The organism is Clavibacter sp. CT19 (assembly GCF_027858075.1).
Classification (GTDB): Bacteria; Actinomycetota; Actinomycetes; order Actinomycetales; family Microbacteriaceae; genus Clavibacter; species Clavibacter tessellarius_A.
Genome location: NZ_JAQHYR010000009.1, coordinates 141,613 through 159,931 on the forward strand (window position 1 = coordinate 141,613; position 18,319 = coordinate 159,931).

11 protein-coding genes and 1 tRNA gene are annotated in these 18,319 nt (G+C 70.8%); 2 read left to right on the forward strand and 10 right to left on the reverse strand.

Annotated features, from left to right (window positions below; genetic code table 11):
• Positions 1-50: 50 nt before the first annotated feature.
• The 6 genes from uvrB to polA form a co-directional block, all read right to left on the reverse strand.
• The gene (gene uvrB, locus PED38_RS12280; RefSeq protein ID WP_094129737.1) at positions 51-2,117 is read right to left on the reverse strand and encodes an excinuclease ABC subunit UvrB; all 2,067 of its coding nucleotides are present in this window, start codon (positions 2,115-2,117) and stop codon (positions 51-53) included.
• A gap of 10 nt (positions 2,118-2,127) precedes the next feature.
• Positions 2,128-2,742, reverse strand: a complete 615-nt coding sequence (gene coaE, locus PED38_RS12285; protein WP_270981488.1) for a dephospho-CoA kinase — start codon at positions 2,740-2,742, stop codon at positions 2,128-2,130.
• Between the two features lie 107 nt (positions 2,743-2,849).
• Complete coding sequence (rpsA, locus tag PED38_RS12290; RefSeq protein ID WP_063071780.1) at positions 2,850-4,304, reverse strand: 30S ribosomal protein S1; 1,455 nt, start codon at positions 4,302-4,304, stop codon at positions 2,850-2,852.
• Between the two features lie 191 nt (positions 4,305-4,495).
• Entirely contained in the window at positions 4,496-6,175 is a 1,680-nt protein-coding gene (locus PED38_RS12295) for a DUF885 domain-containing protein (protein WP_270981490.1), read from the reverse strand.
• Positions 6,172-6,630: a PTS sugar transporter subunit IIA gene (locus tag PED38_RS12300; protein ID WP_270981492.1), complete on the reverse strand. Its 459-nt coding sequence runs from the start codon at positions 6,628-6,630 to the stop codon at positions 6,172-6,174. Before PED38_RS12300 ends, PED38_RS12295 begins: the two co-directional genes overlap by 4 nt.
• Before the next feature lie 49 nt (positions 6,631-6,679).
• A complete protein-coding gene (gene polA, locus PED38_RS12305; protein WP_270981494.1) occupies positions 6,680-9,364 on the reverse strand; it encodes a DNA polymerase I in 2,685 nt (894 codons plus the stop codon).
• Between the two features lie 53 nt (positions 9,365-9,417).
• Between polA and PED38_RS12310 the strand changes: the two genes are divergently transcribed.
• Positions 9,418-9,852, forward strand: coding sequence for a PaaI family thioesterase (locus PED38_RS12310; RefSeq protein ID WP_063071776.1), 435 nt, complete (start codon positions 9,418-9,420; stop codon positions 9,850-9,852).
• Between the two features lie 36 nt (positions 9,853-9,888).
• Here the strand turns inward: PED38_RS12310 and PED38_RS12315 are convergent, their stop codons facing one another.
• Positions 9,889-10,494 (reverse strand): ANTAR domain-containing response regulator, encoded by a 606-nt coding sequence (locus PED38_RS12315; protein ID WP_063071775.1) that lies wholly within the window; start codon positions 10,492-10,494, stop codon positions 9,889-9,891.
• 85 nt (positions 10,495-10,579) lie between these two features.
• On the opposite strand from PED38_RS12315, the gene PED38_RS12320 reads away from it, so the two are divergent.
• Positions 10,580-10,662 (forward strand) — tRNA-Leu (locus PED38_RS12320).
• Between the two features lie 93 nt (positions 10,663-10,755).
• Here PED38_RS12320 and pyk read toward each other — a convergent pair.
• From pyk to gltB, 3 genes are all read right to left on the reverse strand, one after another.
• On the reverse strand, positions 10,756-12,201 hold the full coding sequence (pyk, locus tag PED38_RS12325; RefSeq protein ID WP_270981496.1) for a pyruvate kinase: 1,446 nt from the start codon (positions 12,199-12,201) through the stop codon (positions 10,756-10,758).
• 87 nt (positions 12,202-12,288) lie between these two features.
• Positions 12,289-13,746 (reverse strand): glutamate synthase subunit beta, encoded by a 1,458-nt coding sequence (locus PED38_RS12330; RefSeq protein WP_270981498.1) that lies wholly within the window; start codon positions 13,744-13,746, stop codon positions 12,289-12,291.
• Positions 13,739-18,313, reverse strand: a complete 4,575-nt coding sequence (gene gltB, locus PED38_RS12335) for a glutamate synthase large subunit (protein ID WP_270981499.1) — start codon at positions 18,311-18,313, stop codon at positions 13,739-13,741. The genes PED38_RS12330 and gltB overlap by 8 nt, the downstream gene beginning before the upstream one ends.
• Positions 18,314-18,319 lie beyond the last annotated feature (6 nt).

The following is an 18,319-nucleotide window of genomic DNA, read 5'->3' on the forward strand; positions in this document are numbered from 1 at the left end:
TCCGACGGCGCGGGGGTCGGCGGCCATGGCCGCTCCCCCACGCCGACCCGTCAGGACAGGTGCCCGGCCTTCTCCATCTGCCGGAGCTCCCGCTTGAGGTCACCCAGCTCGTCGCGGAGGCGTGCCGCGAGCTCGAACTTGAGCTCGCCCGCGGCCTGCAGCATCTGGTCGTTGAGGTCGGAGATGATCGTCTCCAGCTCGTTCGCCCCTGCTGCCGCCTTGCCCTCGCGTCGGAGGTTCGGCGTGGGCGAGCGCTTGCCGCCGCCGCGCCCCTCGAGCATCTTCTTCGTGTCCTCGCCCTCGCGCGCCAGGATCTCCGTGATGTCGGCGATGCGCTTGCGCAGCGGGGTGGGGTCGATGCCGTGCTCGGTGTTGTACGCGACCTGCCTCTCGCGACGCCGGTCGGTCTCCTCGATGGCGCGCTTCATGCTGTCGGTGAGGACGTCGGCGTACATGTGCACCTCGCCGGAGACGTTGCGCGCCGCGCGGCCGATGGTCTGGATGAGCGACGTGGACGACCGCAGGAAGCCCTCCTTGTCGGCGTCGAGGATGGCGACGAGCGACACCTCCGGCAGGTCGAGGCCCTCGCGCAGCAGGTTGATGCCGACCAGCACGTCGTAGATGCCGGCGCGCAGCTCGCTGAGCAGCTCGACGCGGCGGAGCGTGTCGACGTCCGAGTGGAGGTAGCGCACGCGCACGCCCGCCTCGGCGAAGTAGTCGGTGAGCTCCTCGGCCATCTTCTTGGTGAGGGTGGTGACGAGGATGCGCTCGTCCTTCTCCACCCGGATGCGGATCTGCTCCAGCAGGTCGTCGATCTGGCCCTTCGTGGGCTTCACCACGATGGCCGGGTCCACCAGACCCGTGGGGCGGATGATCTGCTCGACCACGCCGTCGCCCATGCCGAGCTCGTACTTGCCGGGCGTCGCCGACATGTACACGGTCTGCGGCACGCGCTCGGTGAACTCGTTCCACTTCAGCGGCCGGTTGTCGAGCGCGCTGGGCAGGCGGAAGCCGTGCTCCACGAGCGTGCGCTTGCGCGACGAGTCGCCCTCGAACATGGCGCCGATCTGCGGGACCGTCACGTGCGACTCGTCGATGACCACGAGGAAGTCGTCCGGGAAGTAGTCGAGCAGGCAGTGCGGGGCCTCCCCCGCATCACGCCCGTCGATGTGCCGCGAGTAGTTCTCGATGCCGGAGCAGAAGCCGATCTGCTGCATCATCTCGATGTCGAAGTTGGTGCGCATGCGCAGCCGCTGGGCCTCGAGCAGCTTGCCCTCGCGCTCGAGCACGGCGAGCCGCTCCTCCAGCTCCTGCTGGATGGTGCCGATGGCCCGCTGCATGACCTCGGTCTCGGCCACGTAGTGCGACCCCGGGAACACGGACACCGAGTCCATCTTGCGGACCACGTCGCCCGTGAGCGGGTGCAGCGTGTACAGCGCCTCGATCTCGTCGCCGAACATCTCGATGCGGATGGCCAGCTCCTCGTACATGGGGATGATCTCGATGGTGTCGCCGCGCACGCGGAAGTTGCCGCGCGAGAAGTCGACGTCGTTGCGCTGGTACTGCATGGAGACGAACTTGCGGATGAGGGTGTCGCGGTTGATCTGCATGCCCACCTGGAGCGCGACCATCGCGTTCATGTACTGCTCGGGCTGGCCGAGGCCGTAGATGCAGGACACCGTGCTCACCACGACCACGTCGCGACGGCTCAGCAGCGAGTTGGTGGTGGAGTGGCGCAGGCGCTCGACCTCGGCGTTGACCGACGAGTCCTTCTCGATGAAGGTGTCGGTCTGCGGCACGTACGCCTCGGGCTGGTAGTAGTCGTAGTAGGAGACGAAGTACTCGACCGCGTTGTCCGGCATGAGCTCGCGGAACTCCGTCGCGAGCTGGGCGGCGAGGGTCTTGTTGTGGGCGAGGATGAGCGTGGGCCGCTGCACCTGCTCGATGAGCCAGGCCGCGGTCGCGGACTTGCCGGTGCCGGTCGCGCCCAGGAGCACGACATCCGGCTCGCCGGCGTTGACCCGGCCCGCCAGCTCGGCGATGGCCGTGGGCTGATCGCCGCTCGGGGAGTACTCGCTGACGACCTTGAAGGGGCGCACGGACCGGGTGGGCTGCATGCTCCCGAGTCTACGAGCGGCCTCCGACACCGCCGGACAGGTTCGCCCAGAGCCGATCCGTCTGCTCGAGCGTCGACGCCAGCGAGACGCCGGAGTCGATGACGTCGTCGGCGACCGCGAGGCGCTCCTCGTCGGACGCCTGCAGGGCGATGCGGCGCTCGGCCTCCTCGGGGGCCATGCCGCGGAGCTCGACGAGCCGACGGATCCGCTCCTCGCGCGGGGCGTGCACCACGACGATCCGCTCGAACTCGTCGCCGCGGCCGGACTCCACGAGGAGCGGGATGTCGTAGACGACGATCGCGTCGGGATCGGCCTCCCCCGCCTCTGCCATGCGCTGCGCGGAGAGGGCGCGGACGGCCGGATGGGTGATGGCCTCGAGGTCGCGGCGGGCGTCGGGATCCTGGAACACGATCGCCCCGAGGGCCGCCCGGTCCAGCGCGCCGTCGGCGGCGAGGACGGCATCCCCGAAGCGGCGGGCGATGTCCGCCAGCGCGGGCGAGCCCGGCTCGACGACCTCGCGGGCCAGCCGGTCGGCGTCGATGCGCACCGCACCGAGCTCCGCCAGCCGGTCGGCCACCACCGTCTTGCCCGCGGCGATGCCGCCCGTCAGTCCGATCACGCGCATGGATCCAGCCTAGGCGCGGGCAGGACGAGCCGCGTCCCGCGCGGGCCCCGCACGACGGAGGCCACCCTCCCCGAAGGGAGAGCGGCCTCGTCGTGGTGCGGGTGGGACTACTTCGAGCTGGACAGCTTCTCGCGCAGGGCGGCGAGGCTCTCGTCGTCCGCCAGCGTGCCGGCGCCCGTCGAGTCGCTCGTGAAGCCGGGGCCGGCGGACGTGATGCCCGTGTCGGCCGCCTCGGCCTCGGCTGCTGCCGCGACCTGCTTCTTGTGGGCCTCCCAGCGGGCCTGAGCGGCGGCGTACTGCTGCTCCCAGGTCTCGCGCTGGGCCTCGAAGCCCTCCTTCCACTCGTTGGTCTCCGGGTCGAAGCCCTCGGGGTACTTGTAGTTCCCCTGGTCGTCGTACTCGGTGAGCATGCCGTAGAGGGCGGGGTCGAACTCGGTGCCCTCGGGGTCGACGCCGTCGTTGGCCTGCTTGAGGCTCAGCGAGATGCGGCGACGCTCGAGGTCGATGTCGATGACCTTGACGAACACCTCGTCACCGACGGACACGACCTGCTCGGCGAGCTCGACGTGCTTGCCGGAGAGCTCCGAGATGTGCACGAGGCCCTCGATGCCCTCGGCCACGCGGACGAACGCACCGAACGGCACCAGCTTGGTGACCTTGCCGGGCGCGACCTGGCCGATGGCGTGCGTGCGGGCGAAGACCTGCCACGGGTCCTCCTGCGTCGCCTTGAGCGACAGCGACACGCGCTCGCGCTCCAGGTCGACCTCGAGGATCTCGACGGTCACCTCCTGGCCCACCTCGACGACCTCGCTGGCGTGCTCGATGTGCTTCCAGCTGAGCTCGGAGACGTGCACGAGGCCGTCGACGCCGCCCAGGTCCACGAACGCGCCGAAGTTGACGATCGAGGAGACCACGCCCTTGCGGACCTGGCCCTTCTGGAGGTTGTTGAGGAACGTGCTGCGGCTCTCGGACTGCGTCTGCTCGAGCAGGGCGCGACGCGACAGGACCACGTTGTTGCGGTTCTTGTCGAGCTCGAGGATCTTGGCCTCGATCTCCTGGCCGAGGTACGGCGTGAGGTCGCGGACGCGGCGCAGCTCGATGAGCGAGGCCGGGAGGAAGCCGCGGAGGCCGATGTCCACGATGAGGCCGCCCTTGACGACCTCGATGACGGTGCCGGTGACGACGCCGTCGGACTCCTTGATCTTCTCCACGTCGCCCCACGCACGCTCGTACTGCGCGCGCTTCTTGGACAGGATCAGACGGCCTTCCTTGTCCTCCTTCTGGAGGACGAGGGCCTCGACGGTGTCGCCGACCTTGACGACCTCCGTGGGGTCGACGTCGTGCTTGATGCTCAGCTCACGCGAGGGGATGACGCCCTCGGTCTTGTAGCCGACGTCGATCAGGACCTCGTCCCGGTCGATCTTCACGACGGTGCCCTCGATGAGGTCTCCGTCGTTGAAGAACTTCAGTGTCTTCTCGACCGCGGCGAGGAAGTCCTCAGCAGATCCGATGTCGTTGATCGCGACCTGCTTGGGCGCCTTGTCGGTCGTTGCGATTGTCATGTAGTTAGTGCTCCAGGATGGGCATGAATAAGGCCGCTGGCGCGGACCCGCGCGGGTACCGGTCGAGCGGCGGACGGATGGGTCGTCGCAGAACTGCGACAGTCGATCTTAGACCCGGCCCCCGAGCCGGGACAACCGCGCCGCGCACGTCGGCGCGCCGTGACCGTCCTGCCCGCGCCGAGGGCCGCGACTCAGCGCAGGACAGCGGCGCGGAGCGTGTCGAGGCCGACTCCGCCGATGTCGAGCGCGCGGCGGTGGAACTCGCGGATGTCGAACGCGGCACCCTCGCGGCGGCGGGTCTCGTCGCGGAGGTCCTCCCAGATGCGCTGGCCCACCTTGTACGAGGGGGCCTGCCCCGGCCAGCCGAGGTAGCGGTTGACCTCGAAGCGCACGAAGGACGGATCCATGTTGACGTTGCGGCCCATGAAGTCGAAGGCGAACTCGGCGTCCCAGGCGGCCTCGCCGTTGGGCCGCGTCTTGCCGAGGTGCACGCCGATGTCGAGCACCACGCGGGCGGCGCGCATGCGCTGGCCGTCGAGCATGCCGAGGCGGTCGGCGGGGTCGTCGAGGTAGCCGAGCTCCTGCATCAGGCGCTCGGCGTACAGGGCCCAGCCCTCCGCGTGGCCCGACGTGCCCGCGAACCGGCGCCAGGTGTTGAGCTCCGCCTTGTTGAAGGTGGCCTGCGCGATCTGCAGGTGGTGGCCCGGGACGCCCTCGTGGTACACGGTCGTGAGCTCGCGCCAGGTGTCGAACTCGGTGACGCCCTCGGGCACCGACCACCACATGCGGCCGGGGCGGCTGAAGTCGTCGGCGGGGCCCGAGTAGTAGATGCCGCCCTCCTGCGTCGGGGCGATCATGCACTCCAGCGCCCGGATCTCCTCGGGGATGTCGAAGTGCGTGCGGCCGAGCTCCTCGACCGCGCGGTCGCTCGTCTCCTGCATCCACGCGCGCAGGGCGTCCGTGCCGTGGAGCTTCCGCGAGGCGTCGCCGTCGAGGTGGGCGATGGCCTCGAGCACGCTCGCGCCCGGGAGGATCTCGCGCGCGATGGCCTCCTGCTCCTCGACCATGCGGGCCAGCTCGCCGACGCCCCACTCGTACGTCTCGTCGAGGTCGACCTCGGCGCCGAGGAAGGAGCGCGAGCGGAGGGCGTACTGCTCGCGGCCCACCGCGTCGGCCTCGCGGCCGGCGGGCTCGAGCTCGGTGCCGAGGAACGCCGCCAGGCGCGCGTAGGCGGTGCGGGCCTCCTCGGCGCGGGCACCGAGGTCGCGCCGGAGCGACTCGGGCAGCTCGCCCGAGTCGGGCCGCGCGTCCTCCGCGAAGGAGCGGAAGAAGCCGTCGGGCGCGGCCTGCCGCTCGACCTGGCCGAGCACCTCGCGGATCTGCCGCTTCGCCGGGGTCTGTCCCCGGCGCACGCCCTCGCGGAGCGTCTCGATGTAGCCGTCGACGGCGCCGGACACGTTGCCGAGGCGTGCGGCCAGGTGCTCCCAGTCGCCCTCGGTGGCCGTGGGCGAGATGTCGAACACCTCGCGGATGCCCTGCGCGGGCGAGGCGATGACGTTGAGGTCGGACAGGTGGACGCCCGCGTCGTGCATCTCGACGTCGAGCTCCAGCTCGCGCGTGAGGTCCATGCGGGTGACCTCGTCCACCGCGTCGACGGGACGGGCGTCAGCGAGCTGCCGGATGACCGCGCGCGCCGCCTCGGCGTGCGCCGCGTGGCCCGCGGGCGACGTGTCGCCGTACTCGCCCTCGCGTCCCGGGCGGCCGAGGTAGACGCGCTCCTCGGGGTGCAGCTCGAGCGACGCGTCGATCCACCCCTCGGCGATCCGGTCGATGTCCGTCTGCGGTCGGGGGGCCTTCGGCGTCGTCGTCATCCCTCGACCGTACCGGCTCCCAGCAGCGACCGGACGGCCGCGGGATCGGTGGCGCCACGCAGCCGCTCGGCGCACACGGGGTCGAGCAGGATCTCCGCGAGCCGCGACAGCAACGCGATGTGGCCGCCGCCCGTGGCCGCGATGCCGATGACGATGCGGACGTCGTGTCCGTCCCAGTCGACGCCGTCGGGGAGGCGCAGGACGCTGATGGCGTCGGCCCGCACCAGATCGCGTCCGGCGGCGAGCGTGCCGTGCGGGACGGCGACGCCCTCGCCGACGAAGGTCGAGACGGAGCGCTCGCGCTCGACCATCGCGTCGACGTAGCCCGGGTCGACGGCGCCCGCCGCCACCAGGGCCTCGCCCGCCTGGCGGATGGCGGCCTCGCGATCGGCGGCGTGCGCGTCGAGCCGGATGGACCCGTCCGCGAGGAGGTCCGAGAGTCGTCCGTTCGTCATGCCGTGGTGCTCCTCGTGCTCGGGGTGGATGGGGACGGATGCCCGTCGGTCAGTGCGCGGCGGCGGCCCACGAGTCGCCGCGGCCCACCTGCACCTCGAGCGGCACGCGGAGGTCGGCGGCGTGCGCCATGCGGTCGGTGACGATGCCCTCGAGCGCGTCCCACTCCCCCGCGGCGACCTCGAGGATGAGCTCGTCGTGCACCTGGAGCAGCATGCGCGACGCCATGCCCTGCTCGCGCATGTCGGCTTCGATGCGGATCATCGCGATCTTCATGATGTCGGCCGCGGAGCCCTGGATGGGCGCGTTGAGAGCGGCCCGCTCCGCGTTGTCGCGCAGGACGCGGTTCGGGCTCGTGAGGTCGGGGAACGGGCGGCGTCGGCCGAAGATGGTCTCCGTGTAGCCCGCGGCGCGCGCCTCCTCCACGACCTGGCGGAGGTAGTCGCGCACCGAGCCGAAGCGCGCGAAGTAGTCGGTCATGAGCTGCTTCGCCTCGGACGACGGGATGCGCAGCTGCTTCGACAGGCCGAACGCGCTGAGCCCGTAGGCCAGGCCGTAGCTCATGGCCTTGACCTTCGTGCGCATCTCGGCGCTCACGTCGGCAGGCGTGACGCCGAAGATGCGGGATCCCACGAAGCGGTGCAGGTCCTCCCCCGCCGCGAACGCCTCGATGAGGCCCTCGTCGCCGGAGAGGTGCGCCATGATCCGCATCTCGATCTGCGAGTAGTCGGCCGTGAGCAGCGTCTCGTAGCCCTCGCCGACGCGGATGGCGCTGCGGATGCGGCGGCCCTCCTCGGTGCGGACGGGGATGTTCTGCAGGTTGGGGTCGTTCGAGGAGATGCGGCCCGTGGTCGTGCCGGTCTGCACGTAGGTGGTGTGGATCCGCTCGTCGTCGCCGATGCCGCGCTCGAGCGTCTGGATGATCTGACGCAGCTTGCTCGCGTCGCGGTGCTCGAGCAGCAGGTCGAGGAACGGGTGCGGGTTCGACGCCCGCAGGTCGGCGAGGGCCCCCGCGTCGGTGGAGAAGCCCGTCTTGTTGGCGCGCGTCTTCGGCATGCCGAGCTGGTCGAAGAGCACCTCCTGCAGCTGCTTGGGCGAGCCGAGGTTGATCTCCTTGCCGATCTCCGCGAAGGCGCGCTGGGCGAGGTCGGTGATGCGCTCCTGCAGCTGCGCGGACAGCTCGCCGAGCCCCGCCCGGTCGGTGGCGACGCCGCGCAGCTCCATCTCCACCAGCACGAGGAGCGTCGGCATCTCGATGTCGACCATGACCCCGAGGGTGCGCTCGTCGAGCACCTGACGCAGGGCCTCCTCGACCCGGAGCGTGTACCAGGCCTCGACGGGGGCGGTGAGCGCCTCCGTCTCCGGCACGAGCTGGTTGGCGTCGGGCTCGGGCAGGTCCTCCAGCAGGTACCTGCTGACGAGCGCGGCCAGCGTCTTGTCGGTGAAGCCCGGACGCAGGAGCCACCCGGCCACGAGCACGTCGAACGCGAGCCCCGAGACGGCGAGTCCGGCGCGGCGCATCGCCTTCACCTGGACCTTCGCGTCGGCCATGATCTTGGGCGCATCGCTCGCGAGCCAGCGCTCGAACGGCGCGTAGTCCGCGCGGCCCGACTGCCACGGCAGGCTCACGGACTCGGTGGCGCTGGCGATGCCGAAGCCGACGGGTGTCCCGTCCTGCGTCTCCACCGTGAGACCGAGGCCGTGCGGCGACGCGGCGCTCTGCGTCGCGATCCACTTCGCCAGCTCCTCGTCGAGCAGCTGCTGGGCGTGCGGGGCGGCCGGCGCCGTGGACGGCTCCTGCTCGACCGCGCCCACGGGCGTGTCGGCGCTCGACGCGGAGGCACCCGATCCCTCGAGCTTCAGGACGCGGTCGAGCAGCTGCTTGAACTCCAGCACCTGGAACACCTCGCGGAGCGCGGGCTCGTCGATGGGCTTCCGCTCGAGGTCGTCGGGCCCGAGGGGCAGCTCCACGTCGGTGAGGAGGCGGTTGAGCCGGCGGTTGCGGATGACGTTCTCGTACTGCGCGCGCAGGTTGTCGCCGACCTTGCCCGAGATCTCGTCGCGGTGCTCCAGGACGGCGTCGAGCGAGCCGTACTGGTTCAACCACTTGACCGCGGTCTTCGGGCCGACCTTGTCGACGCCGATGAGGTTGTCGCTCGTCTCCCCCACGAGGGCCGCGATGTCCGGGTACATCTCCGGCTGCACGCCGTACTTCTCGAACACCTTCTCGGCGTCGTAGCGCGTGAGCTGCGAGACGCCCTGGGTGGACGGGTAGAGCAGGGTGACGTCGTCGTTGACGAGCTGGATCGCGTCCCGGTCCCCGGAGACGACGAGGACGCGGTACCCCTGCTCCCGGCCCTGCGTGGCGAGGGTCGCGAGGATGTCGTCCGCCTCGTGGTCCTCCTTGGTGAGGGTGGGGATGTTCATGGTCTTCAGCGCGCGCTCGAGCAGCGGCACCTGCCCGGTGAACTCCACGGGCGTCTCGCCGCGCGTCCCCTTGTACTCCGGGTACTCGCGCGTGCGGAACGAGAAGCGCGAGATGTCGAACGCGACGCCGACGTGCGTGGGCTTCTCCTTCTGCAGGAGGTTGATGAGCATCGCGATGAAGCCGTGCACGGCGTTCGTGTGCTGCCCCTCGCGGTTCTGGAAGCTCTCCGCCGGCAGGGCGTAAAAGGCCCGGAACGCGAGGGAATGGCCGTCGATGACGAGGAGGGTAGGCTTTTCCGTGTTCGGCACGGGCCCAGCCTACCGAGGGCCCCCGACGCCGACCCGGCCTCGGAGGATCGCCCATGACCCAGCCCGCACCCGAGCCGTCCGCCACCGCGCGGCTCCTCCGCCAGCCCCAGGACGTGGGCGCGTTGGCCCAGAAGATGGGCATCGTCTTCCAGGAGCTCAGCCCCGAGCGATCCGTCGCCACCATGCCCGCGGAGGGGAACACGCAGCCCTACGGCGTGGTGCACGGCGGCGCGTACGTGGTGCTCGCGGAGTCGCTCGGATCCATGTCGGCCAACGTCCACGCCGGTCCCGACCGCGTGGCCTTCGGCATCGAGCTCAACGCGAGCCACACGCGCTCCGCGACCGCCGGCACCATCACCGGGACCTGCACGGCGATCCACCTCGGCGGCACGCTCACCACGCACGAGATCGTGATGACCGACGACGAGGGACGGCGCCTGTCGACGGTGCGCATCACGAACATCATCCGCGAGCGCACGCCGCGCTGAGCGCCGTCCGGCCGGGCGCGACGCCCGGCGGGCGCGCTACTTCTTGGCGCTGAGCTGCTCGATGATGGCCTGGGCCACGTCGTGCATGGTGAGGCGGCGGTCCATGGACGCCTTCTGGATCCAGCGGAACGCCTCGGGCTCGGTGAGGCCCATCTTCTCGTTGAGCAGGCCCTTGGCCCGGTCGACGAGCTTGCGGGTCTCGAAGCGCTCGACGAGGTCGGACACCTCGGCCTCGAGCGTGATGATCTGCGCGTAGCGGGCCAGGGCGATCTCGATCGCGGGCAGCAGGTCGTTGGGCGTGAACGGCTTGACGACGTACGCCAGCGCGCCGGCCTCGCCCGCGCGCTCGACGAGCTCCTTCTGGCTGAAGGCCGTGAGGAGGACCACGGGCGCGATGTGGTTGCGGTTCAGGCGCTCGGCCGCGGAGATGCCGTCGAGCTGGGGCATCTTGACGTCCATGATGACGAGGTCGGGGCGCAGCTCGGTGGCCAGCGCGACGGCGGTCTCGCCGTCGCCGGCCTCGCCGACGACCTCGAAGCCGTTGTCGCGGAGGGTCTCCACGATGTCGAGGCGGATGAGCGACTCGTCCTCGGCGACGACGACACGGCGGGGGGCTGCGGGGGTTGCTTCCTGGTCACTCACGGATAGGAGCCTACGGTATCGTCGGCCGGGCCGGTGCGCGGCGGAGCGCGGGGATCCCCGCCGCGACGTCGCTCGTACCGGCCGTGCCGGATTGGCGGAATGGCAGACGCGGAGCACTCAAAATGCTCTGTCCGTGAGGGCGTGTGGGTTCGAGTCCCACATCCGGCACCGCATCCCGCGAGGGAGAAGCGAGAGGGCGGGCGACCATGTGGTCGCCCGCCCTCTGGCGTGCCGGCGGGGCCGGAGCCCCGCGTCGTCGTGCTACTTCTCGTAGGCCGGAGCCGCCTCGTTCACGGCGTCGCCGACGACGTGGACGCGCAGCTCGTTGGTCGAGCCGGCGATGCCGGGAGGGGACCCCGCGATGACGACGACCTTCTGGCCGACCTCGGCGAGTCCCTCCGCGAGGAGCACGTCGTCGACCTGGTGGAACATCTGGTCGGTGTGCGTGACCGGCTCGACGAGGTAGGACTGGACGCCCCACGAGAGCGCGAGGCGGCGGCGGATGCCCTCGTTCGGCGTGAACGCGAGGATCGGTATGCCGTTGCGGAGCCGGGTCATGCGACGCACGGAGTCGCCCGACTCGGTGAAGACGCAGAGGAACTTCGCCTCGACGAACTCGGCGACCTCGGCGGCCGCGAGCGTGATGGCCCCGCCCTGCGTGAAGGGGCGCGTGCCGAGCTTCGGGATGCGCTCCAGCCCGTGCTCCTCGGTGGACTCGATGATGCGCGCCATGGTCTTCACGGTGACGACGGGGAACTCTCCCACGCTCGTCTCGCCGCTCAGCATGAGCGCGTCGGCGCCATCGAGCACCGCGTTGGCGCAGTCAGAGGCCTCGGCGCGCGTGGGGCGGGGGCTCGTGATCATCGACTCGAGCATCTGCGTCGCGACGATGACGGGCTTCGCCTTGCGACGGGCGAGCTCGACCGCGCGCTTCTGGACGATGGGGACGGCCTCGAGCGGCAGCTCGACGCCGAGGTCGCCACGGGCGACCATGATCGCGTCGAACGCGTCGACGATCTCCTCGAGCGCGTCGACCGCCTGCGGCTTCTCGACCTTGGCGACGACGGGGACGCGGCGGCCCTCCTCGTCCATGATCTCGTGCACGCGGACGATGTCGGACGCGTCGCGGACGAAGCTCAGCGCGATGAGGTCGGCGCCGAGGCGGAGGCCCCAGCGGAGGTCGGCCTCGTCCTTCTCGGACAGCGCGGGCACGTTGACCGCGACGCCCGGGAGGTTGATGCCCTTGTTGTTGCTCACGGTGCCCGCGACCTCGACCGTGGTCGTGACGCGGGTGCCGTCGGTGGAGACCACGCGGAGCGTGACCTTGCCGTCGTCGATGAGCAGCGGATCGCCCGCCTTCACGTCGCCGGGGAGGCCCTTGTAGGTGGTGGAGCAGATGTCCTTCGTGCCGAGGATGTCCTCGACCGTGATGACGAACGTGTCGCCGAAGGCCAGGTCGTGCGGGCCGTCGGAGAACTTGCCGAGGCGGATCTTCGGGCCCTGCAGGTCGACCAGGACCGCGACTGCGCGGCCCGCGTCGTCGGTGGCCTTCCGGATCGTGGAGTAGATGCCCTCGTGGACGTCGTACGTGCCGTGGCTCAGGTTCATCCGGGCCACGTCCACGCCGGCGTCGATGATGGCGCGGATGCTCTCATAGGAGCTGGTCGCGGGCCCGAGGGTCGCGACGATCTTCGCTCGTCTGGTCATGCTCTGTCTGTCTCGCGTTTCTGCGTCGCACACGGACGCGGTTCGGGTGAGTGGTCGCGGACGCGCGCGCAGGGCGCAGCGGCCGGGTCAGATGGAGAGAGCGCGGTCCGTGGGACGGACCGGGAACGGGAGCTCCGTGTCCCCCTCAAGGTACCGGTCGACGGCGGACGCCGCTGAACGTCCCTCCGCGATGGCCCAGACGATGAGGGACTGTCCGCGGCCCGCGTCGCCCGCGACGAACACGCCGGGCTGGTCGGTCTGGTAGTCCTCGTCGCGCGCCACGTTGCCGCGGTCGTCGAAGGGGACCTCCAGCTGGCGCTCCAGGGCGTCCTTCTCGGGGCCGGTGAAGCCGAGCGCGAGGAGCACGAGGTCGGCGGGGATCTCGCGCTCGGTGCCGGACTTCGGCACGCGACGCCCGTCGCGGAACTCCGTCTCGGCGACGCGGACAGCACGGACGTGCCCGTCGTCGTCCTTGAGGAACTCGACCGTGGTGGCGAGGTAGTGGCGCTCGCCGCCCTCCTCGTGCGCGCTCGACACCTCGAAGAGCGTGGGGTACGTCGGCCACGGCTGGTCGGGGCGGCGCTCCGTCGGCGGCTGCTGGCCGATGGCGAGGTTGGTGACCGAGGCCGCCTTCTGCCGGTGCGCGGTGCCGATGCAGTCCGCGCCCGTGTCACCCCCGCCGAGGACGACGACGTGCTTGCCCTCCGCGTGGATCTGCTCGGGCACCTGGTCCCCGGCCGTCGCGTGGTTGGACTGGCGCAGGTAGTCCATGGCGAAGTGCACGCCGTCGACGTCGCGGCCCGGGATGTCGAGGTCGCGGGGCACGAGCGCGCCCGTGCAGACGACGACCGCGTCGTAGCGGAGCCGCAGGTCGGACCAGGTGATGTCCTTCCCGATGTCGACGCCCGCGCGGAAGCGGGTGCCCTCGGCGGTCATCTGCGCGAGGCGCGCCTCGAGGTGCCGCTTCTCCATCTTGAAGTCGGGGATGCCGTAGCGCAGCAGACCGCCGATGCGGTCGTCGCGCTCGAAGACCGCGACCGTGTGGCCGGCGCGCGTGAGCTGCTGGGCGGCGGCGAGGCCGGCGGGGCCGGATCCGACGACCGCCACGGTCTTGCCCGTGAGGCGCTCGGGCGGATGCGGTTCGACCCAGCCGTTCTGGAAGGCGTCGTCGATGATCGACACCTCGACCTGCTTGATGGTCACGGGCGGCTGGTTGATGCCGAGCACGCACGAGCTCTCGCAGGGCGCGGGGCACAGGCGTCCCGTGAACTCCGGGAAGTTGTTCGTGGCGTGCAGGCGCTCGATGGCCTGCCGGCCCTCCCCGCGCCAGGTGAGGTCGTTCCACTCCGGGATGAGGTTGCCGAGCGGGCAGCCCTGGTGGCAGAACGGGATGCCGCAGTCCATGCACCGGCCGGCCTGGCGCACGAGCTCGCCGCGCTCCTGCTGCTCGTACACCTCCTTCCAGTCCATGAGGCGGACGGAGACGGGTCGGCGCTTCGGGAGCTCGCGCTCCGTCACCTTGAGGAAGCCCTTGGGGTCAGCCACCGGTCACCTCCAGGATGCGCTTCCACGCGACGTCGCCGTCGGGGTCGATTCCCTCGTCCACCGCGGTCTGGCGGGTGGCGAGGACGGCCGCGTAGTCCCGCGGCAGGATCTTGGTGAAGCGTTCCATGGAGGTCTCCGGCTCGGCGAGCAGGCGCTCGGCCACGGTGGATCCGGTCTCGGCGAGGTGCCGGCGGAGGAGGTCGAGCACGATCTCGGCGTCGGCGCTCCCGAGCGGATGCAGCTCGAGCTCACCCGACGAGAGGGCGTCGGTGTTGATGCGGTCGCGGTCGAGGTCGAGCACGTAGGCGGTGCCGCCCGACATGCCCGCGCCGATGTTGCGTCCGGTGCCGCCGAGCACGAGGGCGAGACCGCCCGTCATGTACTCCAGCGCGTGGTCGCCCACGGCCTCGACCACGGCGGTGGCACCGGAGTTGCGCACGAGGAACCGCTCCCCCACCATGCCGCGGATGAACATGGTGCCCTGGGTGGCGCCGTAGCCGATGACGTTGCCCGCGATGACGTTCTCCTCCGCGGGGAAGCCCGCCCTCGCGTCAGGCCGCACGACGATGTCGCCGCCGGACAGGCCCTTGCCCAGGTAGTCGTTGCTGTCGCCGACGAGGCGCAGCGTGATGCCGGACGGCATGAACGCGCCGAAGGACTGGCCGGCCGAGCCGCGGAGCGTGACGTCGATGGACCCCGTCGGGAGCCCGTCCACGCCGTGGCCCTTGGTGACGAGGTGGCCGAGCATCGTGCCGACCGCGCGCGCGGTGTTGCGCACGGGCAGATCGATCTCCACACGGCCGCCGTGGTCGAGCACGTCGCGGCTGAGGCGGATGAGCTCGTTGTCGAAGTGGTCCTCGAGCTCGTGGTCCTGCGCCCGGGCGTGCTTACGGGGCTCGTCGTCGGCGAACGTCGGGCCCACGAGGATCGGCGCGAGGTCGAGCCCGGACGCCTTCCAGTGGTCGACCGCGTCCTCGACGCCGAGCAGGTCGTTGCGGCCCACGATCTCGTCGAGCGAGCGGAAGCCGAGCGCCGCGAGGTGCTCGCGCACCTCCTGCGCGATGAACTCGAAGAAGTTGACGACGTGGTCCGCCTTCCCCGGGAAGCGCTTCCGCAGCTCCGGGTTCTGCGTGGCGACGCCCACGGGGCAGGTGTCGAGGTGGCAGACGCGCATCATGATGCAGCCGGAGACGACCAGCGGCGCGGTGGCGAAGCCGAACTCCTCGGCGCCGAGCAGCGCGCCGACGATCACGTCGCGGCCCGACTTCATCTGCCCGTCGACCTGGACGACCACGCGGTCGCGCATGCCGTTGAGGCGCAGGGTCTGCTGCGTCTCGGCGAGGCCGAGCTCCCACGGCGTGCCCGCGTGCTTGAGCGAATTGACGGGGCTCGCACCCGTGCCGCCGTCGTGGCCGGAGACCAGGATCACGTCGCTCAGCGCCTTCGCGACGCCCGCCGCGACCGCGCCGATGCCCGACTGGCTCACGAGCTTCGTGTGGATCCGGGCGGACGGGTTGGCGCGCTTGAGGTCGAAGATCAGCTGCTTGAGGTCCTCGATGGAGTAGATGTCGTGGTGCGGCGGTGGCGAGATGAGGCCCACGCCCGCGGTCGCGTGGCGCGTGCGGGCCACCCACGGGTAGACCTTGCCGGGCGGGAGCTGCCCGCCCTCGCCGGGCTTGGCGCCCTGCGCGAGCTTGATCTGGATGTCGTCCGCGTGCGTCAGGTACATGCTCGTGACGCCGAAGCGTCCGGATGCGACCTGCTTGATGGCGCTGCGGCGCTCCGGGTCGAGCAGGCGCTCGACGTTCTCGCCGCCCTCGCCCGTGTTCGACTTGGCGCCGAGCCGGTTCATCGCGATGGCGAGCGTCTCGTGCGCCTCCTCGGAGATCGAGCCGTAGCTCATCGCGCCCGTGGAGAAGCGCTTGACGATGTCGCTGATGGACTCCACCTCGTCGAGCGGCACGGGCGGCCGCGTGCCCGTGCGCAGGCGGAACATGCCGCGCAGCGTCATGAGGTCCTTCGACTGGGCGTCGACCATCGAGGTGTACTCGCGGAAGATGTCGTACCGGCGCATGCGCGTGGCGTGCTGGAGCCGGAAGATCGTGTCCGGGTTGAACAGGTGCGGGGAGCCGTCGCGGCGCCACTGGTACTCGCCGCCCGTCTGGAGCCGCTCGTGCGAGAGCACGGCGCCGTCCGTGGGGTAGGCGCTGCGGTGGCGCGCGGCGTTCTCGGCCGCGATGACGTCGATGCCGACGCCGCCGAGGCGCGTGGTGGTGCCGGAGAAGTACTGGTCCACCAGCTCCTGCGAGAGGCCGACCGCTTCGAAGCACTGGGCGCCCGCGTAGGAGGAGACCGTCGAGATGCCCATCTTGGACATGATCTTCAGCACGCCCTTGCCGAGGCCCTTGATGAGGTTGCGGGTGGCCTTCTCCGGCGTGACGCCCGTGAGCATGCCGCTGCGCACGAGGTCCTCGCACGACTCCATGGCGAGGTACGGGTTGACCGCGGAGGCGCCGTAGCCGATGAGCAGCGCGATGTGGTGCACCTCGCGCACGTCCCCGGCCTCGACCACGATGCCGACCTTCATGCGGGTCTGCTTGCGGATGAGGTGGTGGTGCACGGCCGCGATCATGAGAAGCGACGGGATGGGCGCGAGGTCGCGGGTGGAGTCGCGGTCCGACAGCACGATGAAGCGCGCGCCGTGCTCGATGGCGCGGTCGACCTCGTCGCACATGGCGTCGATGCGCTTCTGCATGGCGAGCGGTCCGTCGTCGACGCGGTACAGGCCGCTGACGATCGTCGTGGTGCGGCTGCCCGGCCGGTGGTCGATGTGGATGACCTTGGCGAGCTCGTCGTTGTCGATCACCGGGAAGTCGAGCACGACCTGCTCGGCGTGCTCGGGCCCCGCGTCGAGGAGGTTGCGCTGCGGGCCGAGGCCGAGGCGGAGGCTGGTGACGACCTCCTCGCGGATGGAGTCGAGCGGCGGGTTCGTGACCTGCGCGAACTGCTGCGTGAAGTAATCGAAGAGCAGGCGCGGGCGCTGCGACAGCACCGCGATGGGCGTGTCCGACCCCATGGCGCCGAGGGGCTCGGCCCCGACCTTCGCCATGGGCATGAGCAGCATCCGCACCTCCTCCTCGGTGTAGCCGAAGGTGCGCTGGCGACGGACGACGGAGGCGGGCGTGTGCACGATGTGCTCGCGCTCGGGCAGGTCGGCGAGGTGGATGCGGTTCTCGAGCCACTTCCCCCAGGGCGCGCTGGCCGCGAGCTCGGACTTGATCTCGTCGTCCTCGATGATGCGGCCGGCCTCGGTGTCGACGAGGAACATCTTGCCGGGGCGGAGCCGGCCCTTCCGCGCGATGCGCGCCGGGTCGATCTCGAGCACGCCGATCTCGCTGCCGAGCACGACGAGGCCGTCGTGCGTGACGAGGTATCGGCCGGGGCGCAGGCCGTTGCGGTCGAGCGTGGCGCCGACGAGCGTGCCGTCGGTGAACGTGAGGGCGGCCGGGCCGTCCCACGGCTCCATGACCATGGAGTGGTACTCGTAGAAGTCGCGGCGGGCCGGGTCGATGTCGGTCTGCTTCTCCCAGGCCTCCGGGACCATCATCATCATCGCGTGGGGCAGGCTCCGGCCGCTGAGGCTGAGGAGCTCGAGGACCTCGTCGAACGACGCGGAGTCGCTCGCGCCCGGCGTGACGATGGGAAGCAGGGGCGAGAGGTCGCCGAGCAGCTCCGACTCGAGCTGGGACTGGCGGGCGCGCATCCAGTTGCGGTTCCCCGCGACGGTGTTGATCTCGCCGTTGTGCGCCATCATCCGCAGCGGCTGCGCGAGCGGCCAGGACGGGAAGGTGTTCGTGGAGTACCGCGAGTGCACGATGGCGAGCTTCGAGGCGAAGCGCTCGTCGGAGAGGTCGGGGTAGAAGGGCTCCAGCTGGAGCGTGGTGACCATGCCCTTGTAGACGAGCGTGCGGGACGACAGCGAGATGAAGTACGCGCCGAGCTCCCGCTCCGCCCGCTTGCGCAGACGGAAGGCGAGGCGGTCGAGGGCGAGGCCGGACGGGCGGTCGGCGGCGTCCGCGGGAGCGTCGGAGGTGAGGAGGAGCTGGCGGAACGCGGGCATGGCCTTGCGGGCCAGGTTGCCGAGGTGGGCCGGGTCCACCGGGACCTCGCGCCACCCGAGCACCCGCAGGCGCTCGGACTCCGCGATGCGCTCGATGCCGGCCTGCAGCTCCTCGCGCTCGGCGTCGTCGACGGGCAGGAACGCCATGCCCACGGCGTACTCCCCCAGGGGCGGCAGGTCGAAGCCCACCACGCCGCGGAGGAACGCGTCGGGGATCTGGGTCATGAGGCCCGCGCCGTCGCCGGTGCCGGCGTCGGAGCCGATCGCGCCGCGGTGCTCGAGGTTCCGCAGCGCGTCCAGGGCGTTGACGATGATGTCGTGTCCGGGCGTGCCGCGCAGGGTGGCCACCATGGCCAGGCCGCAGGCGTCCTTCTCGAACGCCGGGTCGTACAGGCCCTGCTTCGCGGGGAACGCGCCGCCGGGAGGGGAGGTGGAGGAGAACGCCATGGGAAC